This window comes from Pseudomonas gregormendelii (genome assembly GCF_017114825.1).
Taxonomy (GTDB): domain Bacteria; phylum Pseudomonadota; class Gammaproteobacteria; order Pseudomonadales; family Pseudomonadaceae; genus Aquipseudomonas; species Aquipseudomonas gregormendelii.
In genome coordinates, this window is the sequence record NZ_JADEVO010000035.1 from 44,008 (window position 1) to 66,437 (window position 22,430).

Here is a 22,430-nt window from a genome sequence, read left to right on the forward strand (position 1 = left end):
TCATCAAGGAACGGAGTTGGTCTTGCTTAACCAGGCGAGCAAGGCCTGATGAAATTTTTCCGGTTCTTCCATTTGCGGTGCATGGCCCATGCCGGGGAATTCCACCAGGCTCGACTGTGGAATCAGTTTGGCCACTTCTTTGCCCAGCACTTCGTAATGGCCGATTTTCGCCTTGACCTGCGGCGGTGCGATGTCCTTGCCGATGGCCGTGGTATCGGACGTGCCTATCAGCAACAGGGTGGGCACCTTAAGGTCCTTGAATTCGTAGTACACCGGCTGGGTGAAGATCATGTCGTAGATCAGCGCCGAATTCCACGCCACCTGGGTCTTGCCCGGCCCTTTGGCCAGGCCTGCATACATGTCGACCCAACGGTCGTATTCAGGCTTCCAGCGCCCGTCATAGTAGGTGCTGCGCTCGTAGTCGCGAATGCCTTGTGCGGTTACTTTCAGCTCACGCTCATACCATTGGTCCACGGTGCGATAGGGCACGCCGAGGGCTTTCCAGTCTTCAAGGCCAATGGGGTTCACCATGGCCAGTTGATCGACCTGTTCGGGGTATTGCAGCGCGTAGCGGGTGGCGAGCATGCCGCCGGTGGAATGCCCCAGCAGGGTCGCCTTCTGGATGCCCAGGGCCTTGAGCAGTTGCTGGGTATTGGTCGCCAGTTGCTGGAAGCTGTACTGATAATGTGCTGGCTTGCTTGAGGTGCAGAAGCCAATCTGGTCCGGTGCGATGACCCGGTACCCGGCTTTGCTCAGCGCCTTGATCGAGGTGTCCCAGGTCGCGCCGCAGAAGTTCTTGCCATGCATCAGCACCACGCTGCGGCCGTTGGCCTTGCCTTCGGCGGCGACGTCCATGTAGCCCATCTGCAGGGATTCACCTTGGGACTCAAAGGCAAAATGCTTCACCGTGTAGGGGTACTCGAAGCCCTGCAATTGCGGGCCATATTCCGGACCTTCGGCGTAGGCAAGAGCCGGCAGCGCAGCGCTCAACAGCAGGCCGGGCAGCCAGCGGGAAAAGGCGAGGGACATGGGTGAACTCCTTGGTAATCGACCGATCCTGGGACGGCCTCATTAGGGCAACATTAAACAGGCAATACGCGGGGCCGATCGTTCAACCCGCCAAGCCCAGGGTCGCCACGGCCACTACACCGTAACGCGCGCCCTTGGCGAAAGTGACAATCAGCAGGAATCGGCCCAATGGCTCACGCATTACGCCAGCCACCAGGGTCAGCGGGTCGCCGATAATCGGCAGCCAACTGAGCAGCAGCGACCAATGGCCATAACGCTGGTAGTGCACCCGGGCTTTTTCCAGGTGTCGGGGGCTAACCGGAAACCAGCGACGATCACGAAAGCGCTCGATACCGCGCCCCAGCCACCAGTTCACCAATGACCCCAGGACGTTGCCCAGGGTCGCGACCGCCAGCAGCACCCAAAGCCAGTACTTGCCGCTGAGCAGCAAACTCACCAGCAGGGCTTCCGATTGCAACGGCAGCAAGGTGGCGGCGCCGAACGCGGCGAGGAAAAGCCCCAGGTAGGCGCCGACAATCACTTGGCCGGATAGTCCGCCACCACCACGTCAACGCCAGCCTTGTTCAGGCCGATCACCTGATAGGCGTCGCTCATGCCGTCCATTTCCATTCCGGGCGAACCCATGGGCATGCCGGGGGCGGCCACGCCCAGCAAATCGTCGCGCTTGCTCAAGGCCAGCACCTGATCGGCCGGCACGTGGCCCTCGACAAATTTGCCATTGATGAGCCCGGTGTGGCAGGACGCCAGGCGTGGCGGCACGCCGTGTTTCTGTTTGAACGCGCTCATGTCGGCTTCAACATGGTCCTCGACCTTGAAACCATTGGCTTCCAGGTGGCTGATCCACTTTTTGCAGCAGCCGCAGTTGGCGTCACGATGGACCTCGATTGGGATGAGGTCGGCGGCCTGGGCCAGGGAAGAAATGAACAAGGCGCTCAAGGCAGCCAGTCGCAGGTGGGTTCGCATGGGGAGTCTCGTCTCGAATTGCGGCCGGGAACATGCATTTTGACCTTTTTCGACGGCCAGGCCTTCAATGAGTGTTTCCAAGTGCTACAAAATGCGCAGGAAGGATCAAGGCGGATCCATCCTGAGGCAAAACCTGGGGTGCAACTGCACCGCAAACCATCGGTGCCGGCTGGAATCCAGTCCTGTAACATGATGACCCGCCTGCACCCCGACAGGCAGGCGGCTATATTTTCACGTTCAGGAATTACCCATGACCCAGTCACAACGTTTGAAGTATTCGATTTTGATCTCGCTGGTAGTGCTGGCGATCATGTTTGGCTTGTCTTATCTGCAGAACACCGGCGTCATCGGCGAAAAAACCTTCCAGTACATCGCCATTGGCGTGGCGGTGCTTGTGGTGGTGATCAACGGCGTGATGCGTCGCAAGGTCAAGCCCTGAACGACGCACACCGGATGCTTATTCGCCGTGCAATGCGGCGAATGCCTGGGGATTGAGGCTGTAGCTCTTGTCCGGGTTGAGGTTGATAACCCCTTCGCTGCACAAGCGTTTCAACACTTCGCGCACGCTGAGAAAGGACAGGGGGATATCCAGGTCCAGCAGTTGGCTGTGCACCCCGCGCACGCCCAGGGAACGCTCCTGTTCGGCGGCGCTCAACAGGGCGTCGATGACTTTGAGGCGGATCAGGCTGGTGCGCAGGCCGAAGCTCTTGAGCAGGACCCTGATGCGTTCGTTGCCATGGCGATCGGTACGTTGATCGAAAACGCCGGCACCAATGGATGTTCCCATTGGCGCAATGCTACCGTCCGTTGGCAGTTGCGAGTTGTACATGCAAAAACTCCTTTTCCGAGCTTTGTCCGGTAAATGATGGGTGCTCTCATTTAATAAGACGGATGAGATGGCCAAATCATGAAGGCTCAAATGTAGAAATTTTGTCGACGCCATGTCGGCAAGGTGTGAGCGGCCTTGCAGACCTGGTTGCAGGCGCTAAATTTTTGCCCGGGATTTTCGTTCTTGGGGGAAGGCCAGTCGCGTACGTACAGTCAATGACTGGCATTTTCGATCAGGAGCGAGCGTGATTATTTCCCGGCAGTTGACCCGATTGAGCCTTGCGGGTGTATTGGCAGCGGTGAACGTTGCGGCAAGCGCGCAGCCGAACGAGGCCACCGCAGATATCCGGCGCACCAGTTTTGGCGTACCGCACATTCGCGCCGACAACGAGCGCGGCCTGGGCTACGGCATCGGTTATGCCTATGCGCAAGATAATCTGTGCTTGCTGGCGAACGAGATTGTCACGGTCAATGGCGAGCGCTCGCGCTACTTCGGCCCGACCCAGTTGACCGTGGAAGAGCGGGAGAACCAGGTAAGCGACGTGTTTTTCACCTGGCTCAACACGCCCCAGGCGGTTGCCGCATGCTGGCAGGCGCAAACGCTCCCCGTGCGCGAGCTGGTGGAAGGTTATGTGGCAGGCTTCAACCGCTCCCTGAAAGAAACCCGGGCCAAGGGCCTGCCCCCGCAGTGCCAGGGCGAATGGGTGCGCGACATCACCACGCAGGATCTGGTCAAGCTGACCCGGCGCTTGCTAGTCGAGGGAGGGGTTGGTCAGTTTGCCGAAGCACTGGCGGGGGCCTCGCCGCCCCAGGCAGGCGCTGCACAGGTCGGCCCGCCGGCTTCGTTCCAGGTGGCGTCCACGCGCCTGCAGCGTTTTGCCCTGGATCGCGGCAGTAACGCCGTGGCCGTGGGTAGCGAGCGTTCCTTCAACGGGCGCGGGATGTTGCTGGCCAACCCGCACTTTCCCTGGGTCGGCGGCATGCGCTTCTACCAGATGCACCTGACCATTCCCGGCCAGCTGGACGTGATGGGCGCCGCGTTGCCTGGGCTGCCGATGATCAACATCGGTTTCAACCAGCACCTGGCCTGGACCCACACGGTGGATTCGTCCAAACACTTTACCTTGTACCGCCTGCAGCTCGATCCCAAGGACCCGACCCGCTATTTGCTGGATGGCAACTCGCTGCCGATGACCCGGCAGACCGTGACGGTAAAGGCAAAAACTGCGGACGGTCAGGTGCAGCCGATGACACGCGAAGTCTACAGCTCGCGATTCGGCCCCGTGGTGCAATGGCCCGGCAAGCTGGACTGGGATTCGCAGTTCGCCTACAGCCTGCGCGATGCCAATCTGGAAAACGATCGGGTGTTACAGCAGTGGTACTCGATGAACCGCGCAACCAGCCTTGGCCAGTTGCAAGCGTCAGTGCACAAGATCCAGGGTATCCCCTGGGTCAACACCCTGGCCGCCGATGATCAGGGCCAGACGCTCTACATGAACCTTTCGGTCGTGCCCAACGTGAATGCCGCGAAACTGGCGGCGTGCAGCGACCCGCGCGCCGGCCTGCAGATGATCGTGCTCGATGGTTCTCGCAGCGAATGCGCGTGGGACGTCGATCCCCAGGCTGTGCAACCCGGTATTTATGCCGCTGCCGACTTACCGCAACTGCTGCGCAAGGACTTCGTGCAGCACGCCAACGACTCGGCGTGGATGGTCAACCCGGCGCAACCGCTGACTGGATTCTCCCCGTTGATCAGCCAGCAGGAACAGCCGCTGGGGCTGCGTTCGCGCTTTGCGCTGGAGCGCCTGCAGGCCTTGGCAAAGGGGCGTATTGGCGCCGCCGACCTGCAACGCATGGTGCTGGATGATGAGGTCTACCTCGCCGGCCTGGTGATGCCGGATATGCTGCAGCTATGCGCTTCAGGCCAAGGGACTGATGCGCAGCAACTCACCGCGGTATGCAGCAGCCTCAAAGCCTGGGACCGCAGGGCGAATCTGGACAGTGGTATCGGATTTGTGCACTTCCAGAACCTGATGCAGGCGCTGCAGGAGTCGCCTGATGCATGGCGTGTGGGTTTCGATCCACAAGACCCGCAGCACACGCCGCGCGGGCTGCGGGTGGATGAGCCGCAGGTTGCCGAAACGATTCGTGGAGCGATGTTGGCGTCGTTGGAGCAGACGGCCAAAATGGGCTTGAACGAGCACAGTCGCTGGGGCGACATTCAGGTGGCCAGCAGTGGCGGGCAGCAGACGCCGATCCATGGCGGGCCAGGCACCTTGGGTGTGTACAACGCGATACAGAGCGTCCCCAGGAGTGACGGCCGGCTCGAGGTTGTCAGCGGCACCAGTTACCTGCAGGTGGTGACCTTCGATGAAAAGGGGCCACACGCCCAGGGACTGCTGGCGTTTTCGCTGTCCAGCGATCCCCAGTCAAAGCATTCGCGGGATCAGACCGAGGCGTTTTCCCGGAAGAAGCTCAGCGTCTTGCCGTTTACCCAACAGCAGATCGAGGCAGATCCGCAGTATCGGGTCGAGCGGATCAGTGAGGGGGATGGCCGGTAGGCGCGACCCTGTGAGAGCGAGTCTTTGCACATGAGCCTGTGAGAAACACTACGTGGGAGCGAGCCTGCTCGCGATAGCGGACTCACAGGCAGCAATGATGCCGAACCCGACAGCCTAATCGCGAGCCTGGTCGCTCCGGCAGGGGGCAAGTATCAGATTTTCGGGGCCTGTTGCGGCATGGCGTTGAGCACCGGGTTACCGTCCTTGTTGCGGGTCACGTACACCGGCAGCACCTTGGGCAGCGAGGCCACCAAAGAATTGAGCTCCTTGATGTTGTAGATTCCGCCGATCCGCAGCGCACCGGTGTTGTGGTCGGCGACCGCCAGGGGTTTGCTTAGATAGCGGTTGATCAAGGGCAGGGCGTTGCTCAGCGTCAGGTCATCGAGCACCAGCTTGCCGCTGCGCCAGGCCAGCGAGTTGTCGTTGTCGTAGGTCTGGCTGATGCGCGCAGTGTAGTCTCCGCGACCATAGCTGGCCTGCATGGCAGGACCCAGGCGCAGGCCATCACCTGGAAGGTCATCGTTACTGCTGACCAGCACCGAACCCTCGACCAGGTTCACCCGTACCTGATCCTCATACATCCAGACATTGAATTGAGTCCCGGTGACCCGAATCCGCCCGTCAGCGGCCTTCACTATGAACGGGTGGCTCGTGTCGTGGCTGACTTTGAAAAAGGCCTCACCCTTGTTCAAGGTAACGCGGCGCTGATCCTTGTAGTTGGTGAAAGTCAGGTTACTGCCCAGGTTCAGCTCGACTTCGCTGCCATCACTGAGGGTCACATGGCGCACCGTATCGCCCGCTTCAATGTGCTCGTAGGCATTGGGCAGCCAACCGAGGTTCCAGCCGCTGTAGGCGGCCAACGGTAGCGCCACCGCACAGACCGCTGCTGCAATACCGAAGGTTCGCCAAGGGGAGGCAGGCTTGAAGGGGAGGGCAGCCGCACCTTCGGTGGCCGGACGCGGCAGGTCGCCAGCGACTTCCCATATCTCCAGCATCGCTTCGTACTCAACCGCGTGCAGCGGATGAGCATCCAGCCACTGCTCAAACGCCAGGCGCTCTTGCGCGGTGCAGTCGATGGCATGCAGACGCATGCACCAGTGCGCCGCGGCATCGGTAATGGCGTCATATTCGGCTTGCGGAAGGGGGGTGTCGGTCATTGACTCATCCTGATTTCGTGCATTCTAACCTTTGCAGGAAGTCGGCGAGAACACCGTCATGGCAATTACCCATCAAACAGCAATGTTTTTCATTTAAACCTGCCGTTCAAAGGGCCGCCTGGTAAATAGTTATCGCCAAATTCCCCGCCGGGTCGGTTACATTAATCCGGTTGAACGCCGCCCGGTCGAAAGATTGACAGGCCGTGCAGCTCGCTTTGTTTAATCGGTTTGTTTGTCATTACACGCTGTTGCCCCCTCCAATAATTAATCTGGAGCTTCAGATGTCCGCGCCACACGAACTTGCCACGCCTACGGCTTCGCAAAATCTGTCTTTTGATGAATTGACCCAGTTACTGGAAAAGATCTTCCTGCGCCATGGCACCAGCGCCGACGTCGCCCGCACCCTGGCCCTCAACTGCGCGGGCGCCGAACGGGACGGCGCGCACAGCCATGGCGTGTTCCGCATTCCCGGGTATGTGTCGACCCTGCAAAGTGGCTGGGTCAGCGGCCACGCCATCCCGCTGGTAGAAGACGTGGCCTCAGGCTTCGTCCGGGTCGATGCCGGCAACGGGTTTGCCCAGCCTGCACTGGCGGCAGCGCGCGCTTTGCTGGTGGAGAAGGCTCGCAGTGCAGGCATCGCAGTGCTGGCAATCCGCAACTCCCATCACTTCGCCGCGTTGTGGCCCGATGTTGAACCCTTTGCCTACGAAGGGCTGGTGGCTTTGAGCGTGGTCAACAGCATGACCTGCGTGGTGCCGCACGGTGCCGACCGGCCGCTGTTTGGCACTAATCCGATTGCCTTCGCCGCGCCACGCGCCGACGGCGATCCCATCGTCTTTGATCTGGCCACCAGCGCGATTGCCCATGGTGACGTGCAGATCGCCGCGCGCAAGGGCGAGCGTCTGCCAGCGGGCATGGGCGTCGACAGCCTTGGCCAGCCGACCCAGGACCCAAAGGCCATCCTTGAGGGCGGCGCTTTGCTGCCGTTTGGCGGGCACAAGGGCTCAGCACTGTCGATGATGGTGGAGTTGCTGGCGGCAGCGTTGACAGGTGGTAATTTTTCTTTCGAGTTCGACTGGTCCAACCACCCCGGAGCCAAGACCCCGTGGACCGGACAGTTGCTGATTGTGATCGACCCGAGCAAGGCCGCCGGGCAGAGTTTTGCCGAGCGCAGCCAGGAACTGGTGCGGCAGATGCATGGTGCAGGGCTTAAACGCTTGCCGGGGGACCGCCGTCATCAACAACGGACCAAGTCAGCGGCTGGAGGTATCGAGCTGGATGCGCAGACATTGGACAATCTGCGGGCGCTTGCGGGGGACTAGAACTGCCTTAGGCTGAAACGCCGAAACAGCTGGCAACGCCAGCCGCTTCGGAGGTTGCGCTTGAATCAGCGGCGACCGAGTAGCAGTCCCACCACCAGGCCGAAGCCTGCGGAGATCGCCACGGTCTGCCACGGATGGCCCCCTATGTAGGTCTCGGTGGCTTCTACGGCAGGCTTGGTGCGATCGCGCACGCTGCTGACCGAGTCCATGGCTTGCTGGAGTTTTTGGGCGACCTGTCCGCGAAGGGTTTCTGCCTCCTCACCGACCAGTGATGCGCTGCTCTTGAGCAGTTTGTCCGACTCTTCGATCAACGCTTGCAACTCGCTGAACGCTTGATCCTTGATTTGATCTTCGGCGATTTGCGCGGCAGTTTTCCGGGCCATTGAAGTACTCCTTGCTGATGGATGGACAGTGAACAATGGAGTGTAGAGCTGCAGGAAAAGTTGCAGGGATTTAGCGCGAAAATGTGGTCCTTGAGAAAATCCAGCGCAGGACATTTCCTACCAGGGTGTAAGATGTCGCCAATTTACACAGCAGGTAAACCCCATGAGCTTCAATCTGGCCGACAAACCCCTTTCCGAGCGCGCCGCGCTTGAAGATGAAAAATCCCGTCTGTTCGATCTCTGGCAAAGCAACCTGGGCAAAGCCAAGGGCGAAGCCGCACGGTTGTTTGGCGAGCGCGCCAAACGCAAAGGTAAATGGGCCGAGTGGGTCCGTTCCGAGCTCGACGCCATGTCGCCCCCGGAATTTGCCAACATGGTGCGCAGTGAAGTCAATCGCTTGATGGCTGCCAAGTAGCCTACCCGGCGCCATGGGGTAGCGCTGATCGCCGTGGACTTGGGCGAATCTCATTGCCTAGAGCGGCTGCGGACTACGATGACCCCAAGAGTTTTCTGACTTCGGCAATGATCAAGTCGATGTTGAATGGCTTCGCCAATACCGCATCAACCAAATCCGACTTGTGCATTCCGATATGTGCCTGAGCACCGCTCATCAGGATGATCGGCAACTGATCAGCGCAAGGAAGGCCCCGGACAGCTGTGGCGAATTCCAGGCCGTCCATGACCGGCATCAAAAATTCGGTAATGATCAAGGCAGGCTGTTCTCTACCCAGAACCTCGAGCCATTTACGCCTGGAGCATGGTTGGCTAGCCGACATGGAGCAACATTACCCCGACACAAACCACAGCGCCAAAACCAGGCACCGCGCGATACCGCCTGGTCGCCCACGTTCTCGGTAAACTCGTCGTACTGGGCATCGACGTAGGCGAAGTTAGCTTCCGCCATCAGCCTGGAAGTGACTTGCAGCTTGCCCGTCAGCTCGATTCCCTTTGAAGTCTGCTGACCGGCCTGCGTTGTATTGTTGATGTTGTCAGGGGCAGTGATCGAAAAATCTCTACGAACGATTGGGTAAGCGGCGAGTTGTTAAAAGAATGCGGAGCGAAAGAATGAAGATCTTATAAAGATTAAAGTAGGGTGGTTAAATCAGGGCAATTTTTTAGTAGTGGGTATTTTTCTTTGGCCGGGCTTCATTTTGTCGCTTTTCGATGGAGGGTTTCTGACAGTTGTTTTTGATTGCGCGGTTACGGCTCAAATGCTCAAAAACAAAAGATGCCAATCCGAACAATCCAATAATTGAAATGATCATAATTCCCAGGTCTGAGCTGCTCATAATGTTCTTCCGTCGACATGTGTTCCGGAGGATAAAATATCTATGGCGGAACTCAAGGCGATCTACGATTTCTTTACGATCTCTTTGCTACTGCGCAGCCATCGCCAATGATGGTCACTCAGCTGTCCGATTATTGATATTTGACGATATTTTGAAGAATGAGCGGGCCGCCTAGCCCTAAGAGTTTTCCTCCTTCATCGATCGTACCAAGCGATATCGGGGCGAAGCCCAACTGATCGACCAGTTCGGTAACGATTATGTTGGCATCTTGATCTCGGCTCCAAACAAACATCACTCTGCGCCCTCCATCCTGCGTAGGGTGTTCGGCTAATCGTGCGGCAGGAAGCTGAGTCCGCGCTCAAGGCCTGTTCGAGGGGCTGCGCAACGATGCTGTCGCCCAGCTCGACCAGCACCTTGCCCGGCCCAGCCGGGCGGTGGTTGATAGATCGGATAAAAATCAGTCCGATTGGCTAGCGTTCCAGCTTCGATTAAAAATGATTTTGTGAATTCGATCGGAGAAGAACTCAGCACGCTGCAGGCATGTGAAAAATTGCCTACAACAGGTTTGGAAGGGTTTGCTGTTCTCTTATAATGTTGATCAGTGTATGTAGTGCTGGGTGATTGTATCTACGACTACCGTAATATATATGGAATGGATCTTCCGCGGATGCGTGCTGTGGAAGTATCAATCTCAGTGTTTCAGACTTTAATTCCGGTGTTATTCGTGCTTCAAGCACATAGGCGATGCCCACGCCCGCTTTAGCGGCAGAGATAGTTGTGGCTGTATCATTGATGGTCACCAATCCTGGAACACGAATTTTCCTGCGCTCACCCTCAACCTGCAGCTCCCAGCGAAAGCTCGAGTTATCTCCCAAAAGTAGTTGAAGACAGGTGTGATGCTCCAGATCTTCTATGGTCATCGGCGCTCCGTGTTGCTCGACATAGCCTGGCGAGGCCACCAAAACCCAGCGCTGAGGCCCGCTCAACGGTAATGCGACCATGTCTTTCGGAACATGATGACCGTAGCGTATACCCGCGTCGTATCCCTCGGCCACAATATCAATGGGCCTGTTATCGACCACTACCGTAAGACGCACGCCTGGACAGCGTCGGACGAATTCAGGGACTGCTGGTGCGATCAGCAGATCGGCAGCATCTGCAAATACATTGAGACGAATCTCACCAAGATTGCCAACGCCTGGCGCTTCAAACGTTTCAAGCGCGGCGCCGATCTTGTTGAAGCCATCTTCCAGACGCTCCGCTAAATCCAGCCCCAAAAAAGTGGGCGATACGGCACGACTTGTCCTGTTCAGTAACTTTGCGCCCAAGCGGTCTTCGAGCCGCCGTATGGCATGGCTCAAAGCCGAAGGAGTCAGGCCCAATTCTTTAGCTGCTGATTTGAAACTTCCCCATCGGACGATGGACAGGAAAACCTTCAGGTCTGCGAAATCGATGCGATTTTTCTGGGTCATGGATGAATAGGTTTCACGGAGTTGATGAGCTGATTTCAGTTTAGCCTGTGCGAATATCAGCACCCCGTCAACGACCTGATGACATCGCCAAACGACCGGGTGATCGCGAATATTCGCCAGTGGCGTCATGTAGGGCTAAGAGAAGAGGAAGCAGATATGCATCACCGAGTCATTGGACGCACGGGCAGAAAAGTCTCCGAAATTGGATTTGGTGCATGGGCCATCGGTGGAGCCTGGGGTGAGGTTTCAGAGTCTGATGCTAAAGCGGCACTTCACGGGGCATTGGACCAAGGCACGACGTTCATCGATACCGCGGACGTCTACGGTGACGGAAGATCGGAGCGCATCATTGCAGATGTGATGAAAGAGCGAGGCGGGGATCGGCCCTTTATCGCGACGAAAGCTGGGAGGAGGTTAAATCCTCATGTGGCTGAAGGCTACACGCGAGCGAATCTGAACGATTTCGTAGACCGCTCCCTGCGAAACCTGCAAACAGATTGTCTCGACCTTGTTCAACTTCATTGCCCACCTACCGAAATTTACTATCAACCCGATGTCTTTCAGGTAATGGAGGACATGATTACCGCAGGGAAAATACGTCACTACGGCGTTTCGGTGGAAAAGGTCGAAGAGGCTTTGAAGGCTATCGAATACCCTGGTGTCGTTTCGGTTCAGATGATCTACAACATCTTCCGTCAGCGGCCCGCTTCTCTTTTCATGCAAGAGGCTAAAAAACGTGGAGTTGGGGTTATCGTTCGCGTGCCTTTGGCTTCCGGTTTGCTAAGTGGGAAAATGACGAATGCTACTACTTTCGCTGCGGATGATCATCGCTTGTTCAATCGAAATGGCGAGGCGTTCGATAAAGGCGAAACCTTCGCCGGCGTACCGTTTGATGTAGCGCTGGAAGCCGTCGAGCGACTTCGGCCCTTAGTGCCGCAGGGCGTGACAATGGCGCAGTTTGCATTGCGCTGGATTTTGATGGAGTCCGGGGTGACGACTGTCATCCCGGGGGCCAAGAATCCACAGCAAGCCAAAGCCAATAGTGATTCGAGTGACTTATCGCCGATTTCTGACGAGTCGATGCAAGCGGTTCGTGACCTGTATGAATCGAAAATCGCCTCTCATGTGCATCACCAATGGTAATTCATTGACTTGAAACCTCATTGGTCTTGAAAGGAGCGGCGGGCATTAACTCAGTAGACGCAGTCAGGCTTAGCGTCGCAATTGCGCCAATTGTTCCTTTAATCGTGCGACTTCACTTTCAAGTTCACGGACTCGCTCGCGAGCCTCAACCTCAACGCTGACGTCCTTCTGGATACCGATGAAGTACGTCAGTTGATCTGCGTCGTTAAACACAGGGGTAATCGACAGTTCGTTCCAGAAAGCGCTGCCATCCTTGCGATAGTTGCGAATGATTTGCCGGCAGGGGTGAAAGTTCTTTATCGCCTCCCGGATTGTTGCCAGGCCGCTTTGGTCTCGGTCATTACCCTGCAGAAAGCGACAGTCCTGGTAAAGGATGTCGTCAACACCGTAGCCCGTCAGGCGCTGGAAGGCGGGGTTGGCGTAGATCAGTATGTTCTCGTCGCCTTCCTGCTCTGCTACCACGATGCCATCGTTGGATGCTTCAACCATCAGTTGAAGCAATTCTGCATTGATCATTTTCTGAGCCCCAGTGAATGTCACATCATTTTAGGACAACTTGGGGTTTCAAAATGCTTTCGACACAATTCGACAGCATTCCTATGACTGACCAAGGCGCCGCCAGCGAGAAAGGTATGCGCGGACAGGCGCGACCTTTGGTGTCAAGCTGGTCGCCCGATCAGTTGCAGGAACTCGTGGCGCGTAGCGGACGACTCGCGAAAGGCGCCCAGCATCACTGATGAGGTCATCACCGAGTTTTGCTTCTCCACGCCTCGCATCATCATGCACATGTGCTTGGCCTCTATGACCACAGCCACGCCGGCGGCATCGGTGATGTGCTGAATGGCGTCGGCGATTTGTTTTGTGAGGTTTTCCTGAATCTGTAAGCGGCGGGCAAACATATCAACCACCCGTGCGACCTTCGACAGCCCCAGTACTCTTCCGGTGGGGATGTATGCGACGTGAGCCTTGCCGATGAAGGGCAGCATGTGATGCTCACACAATGAATACAGTTCGATATCACGCACGATGACCATTTCATCATTTAGCGATTCGAACAGGGCACCGTTGATCACTTCTTCCAGGCTCATCGTGTAGCCGTTGCACAGGTATTGCATCGCCTTGGCTGCGCGTTTGGGCGTGTCCAGCAATCCTTCACGCTCAGGGTTCTCGCCTACGCTGACAAGAATTTCACGGTAGTGGTCGGCTAATGATGGGTTCATTTCTATTCCTCGCAGCCATGCTGCGGTTCATGTGACGGCCATCCTTGGCTTTAGGGGCGTTTGGGCTGCGTAAGATCTGACTCAGGAACACGAGCTTCGCCCTGTCACCTGTCGCTCAGGTTCTTCCTCAGGCCGTACCTGAGCGAAGCATTCTAGGGCTGCTTAGTTTTGCAGGTGAGATGCTCGCCGGGTACGGGTTTTGATTCCGGCACTGTGCAAGAGCTGTCGACACATCGACGGCGACCCTCTGGATGAGGCAACCAGGCCAAATGGGGGCGTAAGCGGCAGAAGAGGCGATAGCCTGCGGCGAGCAGCGGCCGGACTGCACGCCATGTCAGTGGCGTTGCCCAGAACCCCAGGCCGGCGGCTCGCCAACTCCATAGAGTGGCGTCCAGTCCGGTTACCCAGCGGCCATCGGCAAAACGGGCATGCAGCGAGGACTGCATTTGCTCGAGCGTAAACCCGAGTGTCCTTGCGTCGAAGGCATCACTGCTGATGTCTACAAACAGCAGTCGACTCCCTGCGGCGTGTCGGCGCAGGATCTTGATTTCACGCGCGCACAGCGGGCATGTACCGTCAAAGTACAGCGTCAGTGGCCAATGCTCTTTATTGTACATTGATGTCTATCTTGTATAGGTTTTGTACAAGATAAGCCTAAAAAAACCAACTGACAATCATGGTCATTCGTTTGCCGTGAAAATGATCCGCCCGCCCGCCGGGCATCGTTCAAAGTAGAGATCACAAGAGCAGCAATAGCGCTGCGCGTGGCGGGCTGCACAGTCCTGCTCGGTCCAACTTCAAGCGCGGATCATCAAGCCACTCGCCGCAGTGCCGCGGCCATGCCGCCGCCTATCGCAGCCATGCCAACAACCAAACAGGGGAATGACACCCACCAAGGTATGGCGGCGGTCATCATGCTGAACTCCGACATGCCGCCAATGCTTGCGATCAGGTTGAGTGGCAGGAAAACCACGTTTATCAGGGTCAGGTTGCGCAGCGCCAGGTTCATGCCATTGTTCGCCAGATTGCCACGTGCCTCTATCAGATTCGCAAACACCTTGGCGTGGATCTTTGCCTGTTGGTAGCTCTGCTCGTTCTCGATAATCAGATCGTTGAGCGAGTCCAGTTGACTTGGGCCGAACCCGTGGCGCTGGCCATGGCTTCGAAGCAGGGCGAGTACTGCGCCATTGCTCTGAATGGCGTTCACGTAGTACACAAGGCTTTCGCTCAAGTTGTACATCTGCACCAGTTGCTGGTTATCCATTGTGCGGCTGACTTGTTGCTGCACCTCGCGGGCCATCTGCTTGACAACACGCAAGTGGCCCAAATAGTGATGCACGCTTTCAGCCAGCAGCGCCATCAGCACATCCAGAGGGCCGCTCAGCGCTGAGTCGCTCTCCAAACCTGCTAGAAGTGAGTTGCTCGCGCAGATCACCACCAACCTCTGCTCGCTCAACACCACTCCGAACGACGACACATTGAACGCTCGGCCATCGAAGCTCTCCGGTCGCTTCCAGATCAGGAACAGATGGTCTGGCTTGATCTCGATGCGCGCTACTTCGTCCGGGTCCAGGGATGACTCCAGCGCCTGGGCGCCGATCCCCAATCGTTCCCGGAGCAGCAACTGCTCGCCGGCATCCGGTGCGACGCACAGCCAGACACTGGCTTGATCGTCGGGCGCCTGGCACAGGTTACCTTCCTGAATGCTGTAGGCTTCGATCATCGCTTACCACGCCTGGCCGCGATGTTTGAGTTCCAGCCTCTGGATAAATGCTTGAAGCACCCGCCGATACAGCTCATCGCCTAATACGGCGTCTTCGGTTCCCGCATCCAGGTTAGGGTTGTCGTTGACTTCAATCACCAACACCCGGTCACCGGCTTGTTTAAGGTCGACGCCGTAAAGGCCATTGCCGATCAGCCGTGCGGTGTCGACTGCAAGTTGCACAACCTCTGGCGGCGCTTGCTCGATCGGGACGGCCTTGCACATGCCGTTTATTTCACCAGGCACGGCTTTGTGGTTGTAGATTTGCCAATGCCCCTTGGACATGAAGTATTGACAGGCATAAAGGGCTTCGCCGTTAAGCACGCCTACGCGCCAGTCATACTCCGTGTAGCAGTATTCCTGAGCGAGCAGCAGCACCGAATGCTCGAACAATTCCTGTGCTGCCGACGACAGCGCCTGCGCATCGGCGACTTTGATGACACCCCGCGAGAAGCAGCCGTCGGGAATTTTCAGTACAAGAGGAAAGCCCAACCGACGGCCTGCCTGCTCCAGTTCCTGAGGTCGATCCTTGTAGAGGATTTCCGTCGCTGGCATTCCCAGGCCGCGTCGCTTGAGCAGGTCAGTCAGGTACACCTTGTTGGTGCAACGAAGGATGGAAGATGGATCATCGATGACCACCAGACCTTCACTCTCGGCTCTTTTGGCAAAACGGTAGGTGTGGTCGTCTACGCGGGTAGTCTCGCGAATGAACAACGCGTCGAATTCTGCCAGGCGCGCATAGTCTTTTTTCTCGATAAGTTCGACATCGATACCAAGCTGTTTGCCGGTTTCAACAAATCGCTCCAGCGCCAATGAATTGGAAGGTGGCAGCGCCTCTGCGGGATCTTGCAATATTGCCAGGTCGTATCGAGCCATACGCTTGGACGCCGGTTGTCGCCATGTGCGCCGATTGAAGGCATCCAATGCGTTGGCAAAAGCATGCTGTTGCTCATCACGCAGTTTGTGCAATGCACCGGGTTTGATTCCGGCAATCTGCCACGTCTCACCACGGCGAAATTCCACCAGCAAAATAGGGCAGGGGAACGCCTCAAAGAGCTGACGGCCGATCTCTTGCAGTGACTCAATGGTGGCTTTGCCAAAATACAATGACAGGGTAAAGGCTTCGGTATTGCCATAAGGATGGTTGGCCAGCGCCCGCTCCAGGGTGCGCTCAAGATCATCCAGACCCACCCCGTACAGCGCCTTGCGCGACAGCTCGCTGATGATGCGCACCGACGGGAACACCTTGTGCCCGCGCGCTTCGGCAAGCAAAGAGCAGTAGTAGCCTTGGCCCAGGTACTTGTAGTTGCGGCAGAGGTTGATCACCTGCGTGCGACCGGGGAGGTCGTCGCTGTGCTCAAGGTAATCCTGGGCAAGCATCAGGCTTTCACTGGGGAGGTAGCTGGCCCAGTCTTCCTTGCGTTCGACGAGGATCAGCAACTGGCTGCCTGAACGCCCCGTGCTGGGAGGCTCCTCGACGAGAGATATTGTGGAACGTTCCGATTTGTCCAATACTTCGTTCACGTTGGTTTGCACCGCTGACATGAGTAATCGATCCCTATTGAAGAACACGCCGCTTCAATAAATCACGGACATCCGGGTCTGTCCCGGTTCGTTACTCAAACATTACGGTGCCACCATGCTTTTTAACTTTCGCGTTGCAGCGACGGACGATATCGACGAATTGGTCGCGTTGGAACAGGAGTGTTTTACGCTTGATCGGTTGAGCCAGCGCAATTTTCATTGGATGGTCAGCCGTGCCAATAGTTGTTTGATTGTCGCCGAATGCCAGGAAGAACTGGCGGGATATGCCCTGTTGCTCTTTCATCGTGGCACATCACTCGCACGCCTGTATTCAATCGCTGTCAGTCAGGCATGGCGAGGCCATGGCCTCGGCCAGAGTCTGCTGGAAGAGGCACAAACGCGTGCGCTTTCCCGGAACTGCGCATGGTTGCGTTTGGAGGTCAGAGCCGATAATCCCGCGGCCATCAGCCTGTATGAGGCCAATGGATACCAGCGCTTCGCAGTCGTCGAAGACTACTACGAAGATCATGCCGAAGCGCTGCGTTACGAGAAGCGAATCCTCCATCAAGCTCCGTCGCCGACACGTCAAGTACCCTATTATCAACAGACCACCGAATTCACATGCGGCGCGGCCTGTCTGCTGATGGCTATGGCTGCCATCGAGACGAGCCGGCCAATGAGCCGCAAGGAGGAAATTCAGCTCTGGCGCGAGGCGACTACCATCTTCATGACCGCAGGACACGGTGGCTGCAGTCCTCAGGGCTTGGCTTTAGCTGCCTGTCGGCGCGGTTTTGAGGTGCGTCTGGTGGTTAGCCAACTTGGCTCGCTGTTTCTGGAGGGCGTACGCAGTCCGGAAAAAAAGGCCATCATGAAGCTGGTAGAAGACAGCTTCGCTGAGGATTTGGTGCAAGCGGGTGTCATACAGGAGCAGGCTTCCAATTTTGATATCCGCGCAGCAATTGTGGCTGGATTCAAACCCGTGGTACTGATCAGTAACTACCGGTTCACCCGGTTGAAGGCCCCTCATTGGGTACTGATAACAGGTTGCGACGACGAGTTTGTGTATCTGCACGATCCGGATGTGGATCACAGCCGCCACCGTCAGAGCATCGATTGCCAGCACCTGCCAGTGAGTCACGAGGAGTTTATGCGCATGAGCACGTTTGGCTCTCGCCGAGTACGGGCTGCCGTCATGCTGCGCGCACGCTAAAGGGGCGCTCGCTGGGTGTCGAAACGTTAGCGTTTTCGCTGGCCGAGTGATTGTTGTTTGAAGACATCACTCGCACCCTCCATGCTGCGCGGGGTCTTTGGCTAGCAAACTGTAATCTGATATTTAATGGGCTGCTCGTTGTTCAGGCGTAAGTACAGATACTGGATAGACCGCGGTGAATGTCCCAGCGTCGACACTCAATGCGCGGCAATCGACGCCATAGACGTGCGCAAGGTTTTCCGGTGTCAACGTGGCGCCTGTCGAACCGCTGCAATGCACATGGCCCTGGTGCAGCATCATTGTGTCGTCGGCATAGCGACTGGCCAAATTCATGTCGTGGAAAATCGCCAGCGTGACGATGTTATGTTTGCGTGTATAGCTGCTGACAGCATCAAGTATCTGTAACTGATTGGCCAGATCCAGCGCAGAAGTCGGCTCGTCCAGTAGCAATAACCGGGGACTGCGAACAAGGGCCAAGGCTATGGGAATAAATCTCATTCGTGTATTAAGAATGTTTCATGCAGCTTGTTTTGATGGATGGGGTTGGGAAATGTGTGCTCGAAGACTTTTCGCCAGATGAGCCTCCCTCGGCGACATCTGGCCCGTCCTCGCTGACCACCGTCGTCCGACAAACACATACTGGCAGTCGGCCATCTCAGCTAAACTCACGATCAGAGCTATTTCCAGCGGCGCCTTGTGAGACTCCATGATTGCCCATACCCCCACGCTTTTTGCCTGTGTCGCGTTAGTCGCGACGATCATGGCGTTTTGTCTGATTCTGGTCGGCCAGTTCAACCAGCGTGACGGTCTGCTCACCATTGGCTTTGGTTTATTGGCCCATGCCTTGGCCTACGTTGGCTACACCTTTTACGGTCATGCTCCATTATGGTTGACCTATGGTGCCGCCAATACATTACTCGCGGTGGCGCTGGCCTTCTATGGTGCCAGCTTGTTCCAGATTATCGAGTTGCCAGTGGCTTGGTGGCGGGTTTTCGCGCCGGCTGTACTGATGCTGACGTTGATGGCAAGCCTGATCGAAACCCTGGAGCCGAGAATGCTCGCTGCCACTGGGGTGTTGATGGTGCAGTGCGCATTGATCATCTACTGGACTCGCCGCTACATTCCCGCTCAGGGCCGTGCACGGATGCTGTTGATCATTGGGGCGAGTATCAGCCTGATTGGCCTGGGCATGCGGGTGGTGGCTGTGCTCGGCGGGGGGGCTGCCGAGATGCGCTACGATGTCAGCAACCTCAAGCAGACTATCTCGGTCAGTATCGGTACTTTCACCGCGATGATGATCTCTCTCGGGCTTGTGCTGCTGTCCAAGGAGCGCAGTGAGTCATTACTCCAGCAGATGGCGCTGCGGGACGTTCTGACAGGTATTCTCAATCGTCGAGCTATCCTTGAGCAGTTTTCCAAAGACCTGGAACGTTCACGCCGAGAGAATGCTTATCTTGCTGTGGCCATGGTCGATATAGACCACTTCAAACAGATCAATGACGTCCATGGTCATCTGGCGGGTGATGAAGTGATTTGCCACTGCGTTAACCATCTGACCGAGCGTCTTCGTCATTGCGACAGTATTGGTCGTTATGGAGGCGAAGAATTCCTGGTGCTGCTGCCTGGTACGAGCCCCGAAGGCGCCGTTGCTGTGCTTGATAAACTGCGTGCCTCTTTGGCCGAGACACCAGCGCAGTTCGGTGACGCAAGCATTCCGGTGCGCATCAGTATCGGTGTTTGCTGTGTGATGCCAGAAGACGGTGATACCACCGCTAGCCTGCTTGCCTGGGCGGATGCGGCGCTTTATGAGGCTAAGGGCTTGGGGCGCAATACCTTGCGACTGGCACAGCCTTGTCGCCTGCGCAGTGCTGCGCCGCTCAGTGACACTCCACAAACGACTGAAGCGTCGTGATTCCACGCGTGACGTTTCCATAAATACATAGGTTTATCGGCGTGAAATAAGGGTAAGTGTCTAAGTTATAAACGTTTTTGATTTCGTTATATTGTTTTCAGGAGTGAAAATCGTGTAGTTATCAGTAGGGGAGAGCCGTTATGCAAATAAACTGCTACAATCAAATCTCCTGGGCAGTCCTTGCCTTCTCGAAAGTTAATCTCGTATTTATTCAACTGCTCAAAGTTTGTTAGATCAGCTGTGATGAAAATGGTAGTTGATGTTTGGAGCCCCACGTGAAATTTTTTCCTGGCTTATCAACTTTGTCAGATGGATGCCAAGGTTGCAAAAACACTCGCGAACTGGATCTGGAATTTTCTTTCGCTTTTCAGCCAATTGTGGAGGTGCGCGAGGGCGGGTTGGTGGGGGCGCTTTAGATGCTGAGCGGTGGTAGAGGCGGGTCGTATTGATTTATGAGGTGTTCACTTTTTATAAGAATAATCTGCCGTCAGAGAAATGTTCTCATTAAATGCCAAAGGGGAGGGCGCTATTGCTACGCGGTTGTGTAGGAAGTGCTGGACGCCCGAGGCGTTTTAAAATTAATATTTAATTTTGCGAGTGAGTAGGAAATGAATCTGACGTTTGAAGAGACTTCAATTGGATCATTATTAGACGCGCCTGATGAACTGGATGCTCTGAACTTCGGTATTATTGGCTTTGATGACGCTGCAAAAGTAGTGATTTACAATGCTTTTGAGGCGTCAAGCGCGGCCCTGCGCCAGGAACGTGTCTTAGGTAAAAATTTATTCTTGGAAATTGCTCCATGCTTGAATAACGCCATGGTCGCTCAAAGATTTGAGAATGAACCTGAACTGGACGTGATCATTTCTTACGTTCTGGCACTTAGAATGCGGCCAATCCCCGTTCGAATGAGACTACTCAAAAAAATGGATAACAGCACCCGCTTCCTACTGATTGAGTGGGCAAAAAAATGAATAGTATTGAGCCGGGGGCTGACTCAATCGAGTCAGAATACGAAGCATTACTCTCATTCATGTATCTATCACCTGTCGGATTGGTAAGGACCAATCCCAGTGGTGTCATTGATATGCTTAATCCCATGGCAACACAATTGTTGATGCCATTGGTCAAGCTCACTGGACTAGAAAATCTGTTTGAAACGCTTTCTTCCGTGGCGCCGGAGTTACGTAACCTGGTAACAAGTTTTCGAGAGTCGTGCGGGTCAATATGTGTAGGTCACAGAATTCACGTGTCGCCTGCATCGGAAGGGGGTATTGTTCTGACGTGTACAATTGTGAAGATCAATAACGAGGTTCTGATAACGGTTTTGACTGATATCTCTTGCCAGGTGGCGACTGAAAGGCGACTAAGGCAGACCGACTCATGGCTGGATGCGATCTATACCATAGTAAATGATTTCGCAGTGCTCGGTTTGACTAAACAGGGAGTCATTAATAGCTGGAGCCCTTCGGCAGAGCGTTTAACAGGTTACGCGGAATCCGAGGCTATCGGAGAGACGTTGCGCCGATTCTGTAACTTGCCAGACGTGGATGTTGATGTCTTTGATGAGCATCTCACATTCGCGCGCGAAGAAGGTTGGCATTCACGAGACTATCTTTGCCAACACAAATCAGGACACACGTTTTTTGCTCAAACCATGATCGCCGTTCTGCGCGAAGAGGATGACGAGTTTTCTGGCTATACCGTTGTGTGCCGAGATATCACCGAGCGGAAGGTGTCGAGTGATAACCTGGCCAATTTACTCACCAAAGACCATCTCACGGGCGCAGTTAATCGCGCTCATTTTTTCAATTTGGCAGAGAAAGAGTTTGCTCGGGCAAATCGATACGGCCAATCAATATCGATCATCATGCTGGACGCCGATCACTTCAAACAAGTGAATGATAGTTGGGGGCATCCCATGGGTGACGAGGTTCTCAAGTCTATCGTTAAAATTGCTGAGGGCGTTCTTCGGCCCGGAGATACTATCGCCAGGTTTGGGGGCGAAGAATTTGCGGTTATGTTGCCTAAGAGCAATGGCCTCGAGGCTTCAGTTGTTGCGGAGCGACTCAGGAGCAGCATTGAAGCATCCAGTGTAAGCTCCGCCGGTGGGGAAATAAAAATCACTGTCAGTATTGGTTGTGCCTCGATGAGTGAATCGCGATCCACTCTCAAGCAGTTGCTGGTCTGCGCAGATGCCGCGCTCTACCACGCAAAATCCAAGGGTAGAAACTGTATAGTCGATATTGATGACTTCTGATCGTTGGAATCATGTTTCTCCACACCGCGATCTTCGCCACGGTGTGTTTGAGCTGTCGGTGGATGATCAGGTGAAGGTGGGTGCGGCATCCATGTTAATCGAGCTCTTGAGTCAACGTTACCAGGTGCCGGATGTCGTCCCCGGCAAACTGAGCTTGCCACTATCGACGAACCGCATGGTGCCGAACAAGCCTGCGGCGAGTTTTCCACGTAGTACGTACGGCAGGTTGTTGAGGGTCTGCGTCTGGCTCAGTCCCAGGGTCTGGCGTAACGTATCCGCTCCATGAACCCCACATTCAAAGCCACCATCTGATCCCCCGAAGCTATGCTCCCGATTTCTTCATCTGTGGCAATTAGCCCACTTCCTATTTTGCCAGCACAAGAATGGCGAAGCCT

Annotated in this window: 23 protein-coding genes and 3 pseudogenes; 9 read left to right on the forward strand and 17 right to left on the reverse strand. The window is 55.9% G+C overall.

The genetic code is table 11. The annotated features are described in order from the left end of the window. Positions 1–3: 3 nt before the first annotated feature. From IMW75_RS21280 to IMW75_RS21290, 3 genes are all read right to left on the reverse strand, one after another. Positions 4–1,029, reverse strand: coding sequence for an alpha/beta fold hydrolase (locus IMW75_RS21280; protein ID WP_205893667.1), 1,026 nt, complete (start codon positions 1,027–1,029; stop codon positions 4–6). An 82-nt stretch (positions 1,030–1,111) separates the two neighbouring features. Further along, the gene (locus IMW75_RS21285; RefSeq protein WP_045058352.1) at positions 1,112–1,546 is read right to left on the reverse strand and encodes a YqaA family protein; all 435 of its coding nucleotides are present in this window, start codon (positions 1,544–1,546) and stop codon (positions 1,112–1,114) included. Next, positions 1,546–1,992 (reverse strand): DUF411 domain-containing protein, encoded by a 447-nt coding sequence (locus IMW75_RS21290; protein ID WP_205893668.1) that lies wholly within the window; start codon positions 1,990–1,992, stop codon positions 1,546–1,548. The genes IMW75_RS21285 and IMW75_RS21290 overlap by 1 nt, the downstream gene beginning before the upstream one ends. 250 nt (positions 1,993–2,242) lie before the next feature. Between IMW75_RS21290 and IMW75_RS21295 the strand changes: the two genes are divergently transcribed. Next, a complete protein-coding gene (locus tag IMW75_RS21295; RefSeq protein WP_045058337.1) occupies positions 2,243–2,431 on the forward strand; it encodes a hypothetical protein in 189 nt (62 codons plus the stop codon). A gap of 18 nt (positions 2,432–2,449) precedes the next feature. Here IMW75_RS21295 and IMW75_RS21300 read toward each other — a convergent pair whose 3' ends face one another. Then, complete coding sequence (locus tag IMW75_RS21300; RefSeq protein ID WP_045058338.1) at positions 2,450–2,821, reverse strand: fe2+ zn2+ uptake regulation protein; 372 nt, start codon at positions 2,819–2,821, stop codon at positions 2,450–2,452. A gap of 244 nt (positions 2,822–3,065) precedes the next feature. Between IMW75_RS21300 and pvdQ the strand changes: the two genes are divergently transcribed. Beyond that, positions 3,066–5,381: a bifunctional acylase PvdQ gene (gene pvdQ / locus IMW75_RS21305; RefSeq protein WP_205893670.1), complete on the forward strand. Its 2,316-nt coding sequence runs from the start codon at positions 3,066–3,068 to the stop codon at positions 5,379–5,381. Between the two features lie 152 nt (positions 5,382–5,533). Here the strand turns inward: pvdQ and IMW75_RS21310 are convergent, their stop codons facing one another. Continuing rightward, positions 5,534–6,538: a FecR family protein gene (locus IMW75_RS21310; protein ID WP_205893671.1), complete on the reverse strand. Its 1,005-nt coding sequence runs from the start codon at positions 6,536–6,538 to the stop codon at positions 5,534–5,536. Between the two features lie 281 nt (positions 6,539–6,819). Here IMW75_RS21310 and IMW75_RS21315 point away from each other — a divergent pair, with 281 nt between their 5' ends. Further along, positions 6,820–7,860 (forward strand): Ldh family oxidoreductase, encoded by a 1,041-nt coding sequence (locus tag IMW75_RS21315; protein WP_205893673.1) that lies wholly within the window; start codon positions 6,820–6,822, stop codon positions 7,858–7,860. Between the two features lie 65 nt (positions 7,861–7,925). On the opposite strand, the gene IMW75_RS21320 is transcribed toward IMW75_RS21315, so the two are convergent. Next, positions 7,926–8,243 carry an ElaB/YgaM/YqjD family protein gene (locus tag IMW75_RS21320; protein WP_045058342.1) on the reverse strand — a complete coding sequence of 106 codons (318 nt, stop codon included), beginning with the start codon at positions 8,241–8,243 and terminating at the stop codon, positions 7,926–7,928. A 163-nt stretch (positions 8,244–8,406) separates the two neighbouring features. Here IMW75_RS21320 and IMW75_RS21325 point away from each other — a divergent pair, with 163 nt between their 5' ends. After that, entirely contained in the window at positions 8,407–8,658 is a 252-nt protein-coding gene (locus IMW75_RS21325) for a hypothetical protein (RefSeq protein WP_045058343.1), read from the forward strand. Between the two features lie 73 nt (positions 8,659–8,731). Here the strand turns inward: IMW75_RS21325 and IMW75_RS21330 are convergent. From IMW75_RS21330 to IMW75_RS21340, 4 genes and pseudogenes are all read right to left on the reverse strand, one after another. Further along, positions 8,732–8,992: pseudogene (locus IMW75_RS21330) on the reverse strand (response regulator); the annotation flags it as partial. A 74-nt stretch (positions 8,993–9,066) separates the two neighbouring features. Beyond that, positions 9,067–9,282 (reverse strand): annotated as a pseudogene (locus IMW75_RS27270) (TonB-dependent siderophore receptor); the annotation flags it as partial. Positions 9,283–9,358: 76 nt separating this feature from the next. Further along, the gene (locus IMW75_RS21335; protein WP_205893676.1) at positions 9,359–9,532 is read right to left on the reverse strand and encodes a hypothetical protein; all 174 of its coding nucleotides are present in this window, start codon (positions 9,530–9,532) and stop codon (positions 9,359–9,361) included. A 554-nt stretch (positions 9,533–10,086) separates the two neighbouring features. After that, positions 10,087–11,067, reverse strand: coding sequence for a LysR family transcriptional regulator (locus tag IMW75_RS21340; RefSeq protein ID WP_336512438.1), 981 nt, complete (start codon positions 11,065–11,067; stop codon positions 10,087–10,089). A 15-nt stretch (positions 11,068–11,082) separates the two neighbouring features. On the opposite strand from IMW75_RS21340, the gene IMW75_RS21345 reads away from it, so the two are divergent. Then, positions 11,083–12,147, forward strand: coding sequence for an aldo/keto reductase (locus IMW75_RS21345; protein ID WP_205893677.1), 1,065 nt, complete (start codon positions 11,083–11,085; stop codon positions 12,145–12,147). Between the two features lie 69 nt (positions 12,148–12,216). Here the strand turns inward: IMW75_RS21345 and IMW75_RS21350 are convergent, their stop codons facing one another. The 5 genes from IMW75_RS21350 to IMW75_RS21370 form a co-directional block, all read right to left on the reverse strand. Beyond that, entirely contained in the window at positions 12,217–12,663 is a 447-nt protein-coding gene (locus IMW75_RS21350) for a PAS sensor domain-containing protein (protein ID WP_045058345.1), read from the reverse strand. A gap of 143 nt (positions 12,664–12,806) precedes the next feature. Further along, positions 12,807–13,367, reverse strand: coding sequence for a GTP cyclohydrolase I FolE (gene folE, locus IMW75_RS21355; protein ID WP_045058346.1), 561 nt, complete (start codon positions 13,365–13,367; stop codon positions 12,807–12,809). Between the two features lie 152 nt (positions 13,368–13,519). Continuing rightward, positions 13,520–13,984, reverse strand: coding sequence for a thiol-disulfide oxidoreductase DCC family protein (locus IMW75_RS21360; protein ID WP_205893678.1), 465 nt, complete (start codon positions 13,982–13,984; stop codon positions 13,520–13,522). Positions 13,985–14,178: 194 nt separating this feature from the next. Further along, positions 14,179–15,090, reverse strand: a complete 912-nt coding sequence (locus tag IMW75_RS21365) for a magnesium transporter CorA family protein (protein ID WP_205893679.1) — start codon at positions 15,088–15,090, stop codon at positions 14,179–14,181. 3 nt (positions 15,091–15,093) lie between these two features. Then, complete coding sequence (locus IMW75_RS21370; RefSeq protein WP_045058348.1) at positions 15,094–16,674, reverse strand: RimK family protein; 1,581 nt, start codon at positions 16,672–16,674, stop codon at positions 15,094–15,096. Between the two features lie 94 nt (positions 16,675–16,768). Between IMW75_RS21370 and IMW75_RS21375 the strand changes: the two genes are divergently transcribed. Next, on the forward strand, positions 16,769–17,863 hold the full coding sequence (locus tag IMW75_RS21375; RefSeq protein WP_045058349.1) for a GNAT family N-acetyltransferase/peptidase C39 family protein: 1,095 nt from the start codon (positions 16,769–16,771) through the stop codon (positions 17,861–17,863). A gap of 123 nt (positions 17,864–17,986) precedes the next feature. On the opposite strand, the gene IMW75_RS21380 is transcribed toward IMW75_RS21375, so the two are convergent. Then, the gene (locus tag IMW75_RS21380; RefSeq protein ID WP_052672965.1) at positions 17,987–18,361 is read right to left on the reverse strand and encodes an ATP-binding cassette domain-containing protein; all 375 of its coding nucleotides are present in this window, start codon (positions 18,359–18,361) and stop codon (positions 17,987–17,989) included. A 208-nt stretch (positions 18,362–18,569) separates the two neighbouring features. On the opposite strand from IMW75_RS21380, the gene IMW75_RS21385 reads away from it, so the two are divergent. The 3 genes from IMW75_RS21385 to IMW75_RS21395 all read left to right on the forward strand — a co-directional run bounded on the left by IMW75_RS21385 (position 18,570) and on the right by IMW75_RS21395 (position 22,035). Next, entirely contained in the window at positions 18,570–19,775 is a 1,206-nt protein-coding gene (locus tag IMW75_RS21385; protein ID WP_205893680.1) for a GGDEF domain-containing protein, read from the forward strand. A 608-nt stretch (positions 19,776–20,383) separates the two neighbouring features. Beyond that, positions 20,384–20,749 (forward strand): PAS domain-containing protein, encoded by a 366-nt coding sequence (locus IMW75_RS21390; RefSeq protein ID WP_205893681.1) that lies wholly within the window; start codon positions 20,384–20,386, stop codon positions 20,747–20,749. Continuing rightward, positions 20,746–22,035, forward strand: a complete 1,290-nt coding sequence (locus tag IMW75_RS21395; RefSeq protein ID WP_205893682.1) for a sensor domain-containing diguanylate cyclase — start codon at positions 20,746–20,748, stop codon at positions 22,033–22,035. The genes IMW75_RS21390 and IMW75_RS21395 overlap by 4 nt, the downstream gene beginning before the upstream one ends. A 117-nt stretch (positions 22,036–22,152) precedes the next feature. Here the strand turns inward: IMW75_RS21395 and IMW75_RS27545 are convergent. Next, positions 22,153–22,308: pseudogene (locus IMW75_RS27545) on the reverse strand (LEA/WHy family protein); the annotation flags it as partial. Positions 22,309–22,430: the final 122 nt, after the last annotated feature.

Bases quoted from the DNA above. Each gene is read 5' to 3' on its own strand.
- IMW75_RS21290 (WP_205893668.1), bottom strand. From the start codon at position 1,992: ATGCGAACCCACCTGCGACTGGCTGCCTTGAGCGCCTTGTTCATTTCT.
- IMW75_RS21390 (WP_205893681.1), top strand. From the start codon at position 20,384: ATGAATCTGACGTTTGAAGAGACTTCAATTGGATCATTATTAGACGCG.
- IMW75_RS21365 (WP_205893679.1), bottom strand. From the start codon at position 15,090: ATGATCGAAGCCTACAGCATTCAGGAAGGTAACCTGTGCCAGGCGCCC.
- IMW75_RS21370 (WP_045058348.1), bottom strand. From the start codon at position 16,674: ATGTCAGCGGTGCAAACCAACGTGAACGAAGTATTGGACAAATCGGAA.
- IMW75_RS21320 (WP_045058342.1), bottom strand. From the start codon at position 8,243: ATGGCCCGGAAAACTGCCGCGCAAATCGCCGAAGATCAAATCAAGGAT.
- IMW75_RS21385 (WP_205893680.1), top strand. From the start codon at position 18,570: ATGATTGCCCATACCCCCACGCTTTTTGCCTGTGTCGCGTTAGTCGCG.
- IMW75_RS21280 (WP_205893667.1), bottom strand. From the start codon at position 1,029: ATGTCCCTCGCCTTTTCCCGCTGGCTGCCCGGCCTGCTGTTGAGCGCT.
- IMW75_RS21380 (WP_052672965.1), bottom strand. From the start codon at position 18,361: ATGAGATTTATTCCCATAGCCTTGGCCCTTGTTCGCAGTCCCCGGTTA.
- IMW75_RS21325 (WP_045058343.1), top strand. From the start codon at position 8,407: ATGAGCTTCAATCTGGCCGACAAACCCCTTTCCGAGCGCGCCGCGCTT.
- IMW75_RS21345 (WP_205893677.1), top strand. From the start codon at position 11,083: ATGACATCGCCAAACGACCGGGTGATCGCGAATATTCGCCAGTGGCGT.
- IMW75_RS21375 (WP_045058349.1), top strand. From the start codon at position 16,769: ATGCTTTTTAACTTTCGCGTTGCAGCGACGGACGATATCGACGAATTG.
- IMW75_RS21315 (WP_205893673.1), top strand. From the start codon at position 6,820: ATGTCCGCGCCACACGAACTTGCCACGCCTACGGCTTCGCAAAATCTG.
- folE (WP_045058346.1), bottom strand. From the start codon at position 13,367: ATGAACCCATCATTAGCCGACCACTACCGTGAAATTCTTGTCAGCGTA.
- IMW75_RS21360 (WP_205893678.1), bottom strand. From the start codon at position 13,984: ATGTACAATAAAGAGCATTGGCCACTGACGCTGTACTTTGACGGTACA.
- IMW75_RS21335 (WP_205893676.1), bottom strand. From the start codon at position 9,532: ATGAGCAGCTCAGACCTGGGAATTATGATCATTTCAATTATTGGATTG.
- IMW75_RS21300 (WP_045058338.1), bottom strand. From the start codon at position 2,821: ATGTACAACTCGCAACTGCCAACGGACGGTAGCATTGCGCCAATGGGA.
- IMW75_RS21350 (WP_045058345.1), bottom strand. From the start codon at position 12,663: ATGATCAATGCAGAATTGCTTCAACTGATGGTTGAAGCATCCAACGAT.
- IMW75_RS21310 (WP_205893671.1), bottom strand. From the start codon at position 6,538: ATGACCGACACCCCCCTTCCGCAAGCCGAATATGACGCCATTACCGAT.
- IMW75_RS21295 (WP_045058337.1), top strand. From the start codon at position 2,243: ATGACCCAGTCACAACGTTTGAAGTATTCGATTTTGATCTCGCTGGTA.
- IMW75_RS21395 (WP_205893682.1), top strand. From the start codon at position 20,746: ATGAATAGTATTGAGCCGGGGGCTGACTCAATCGAGTCAGAATACGAA.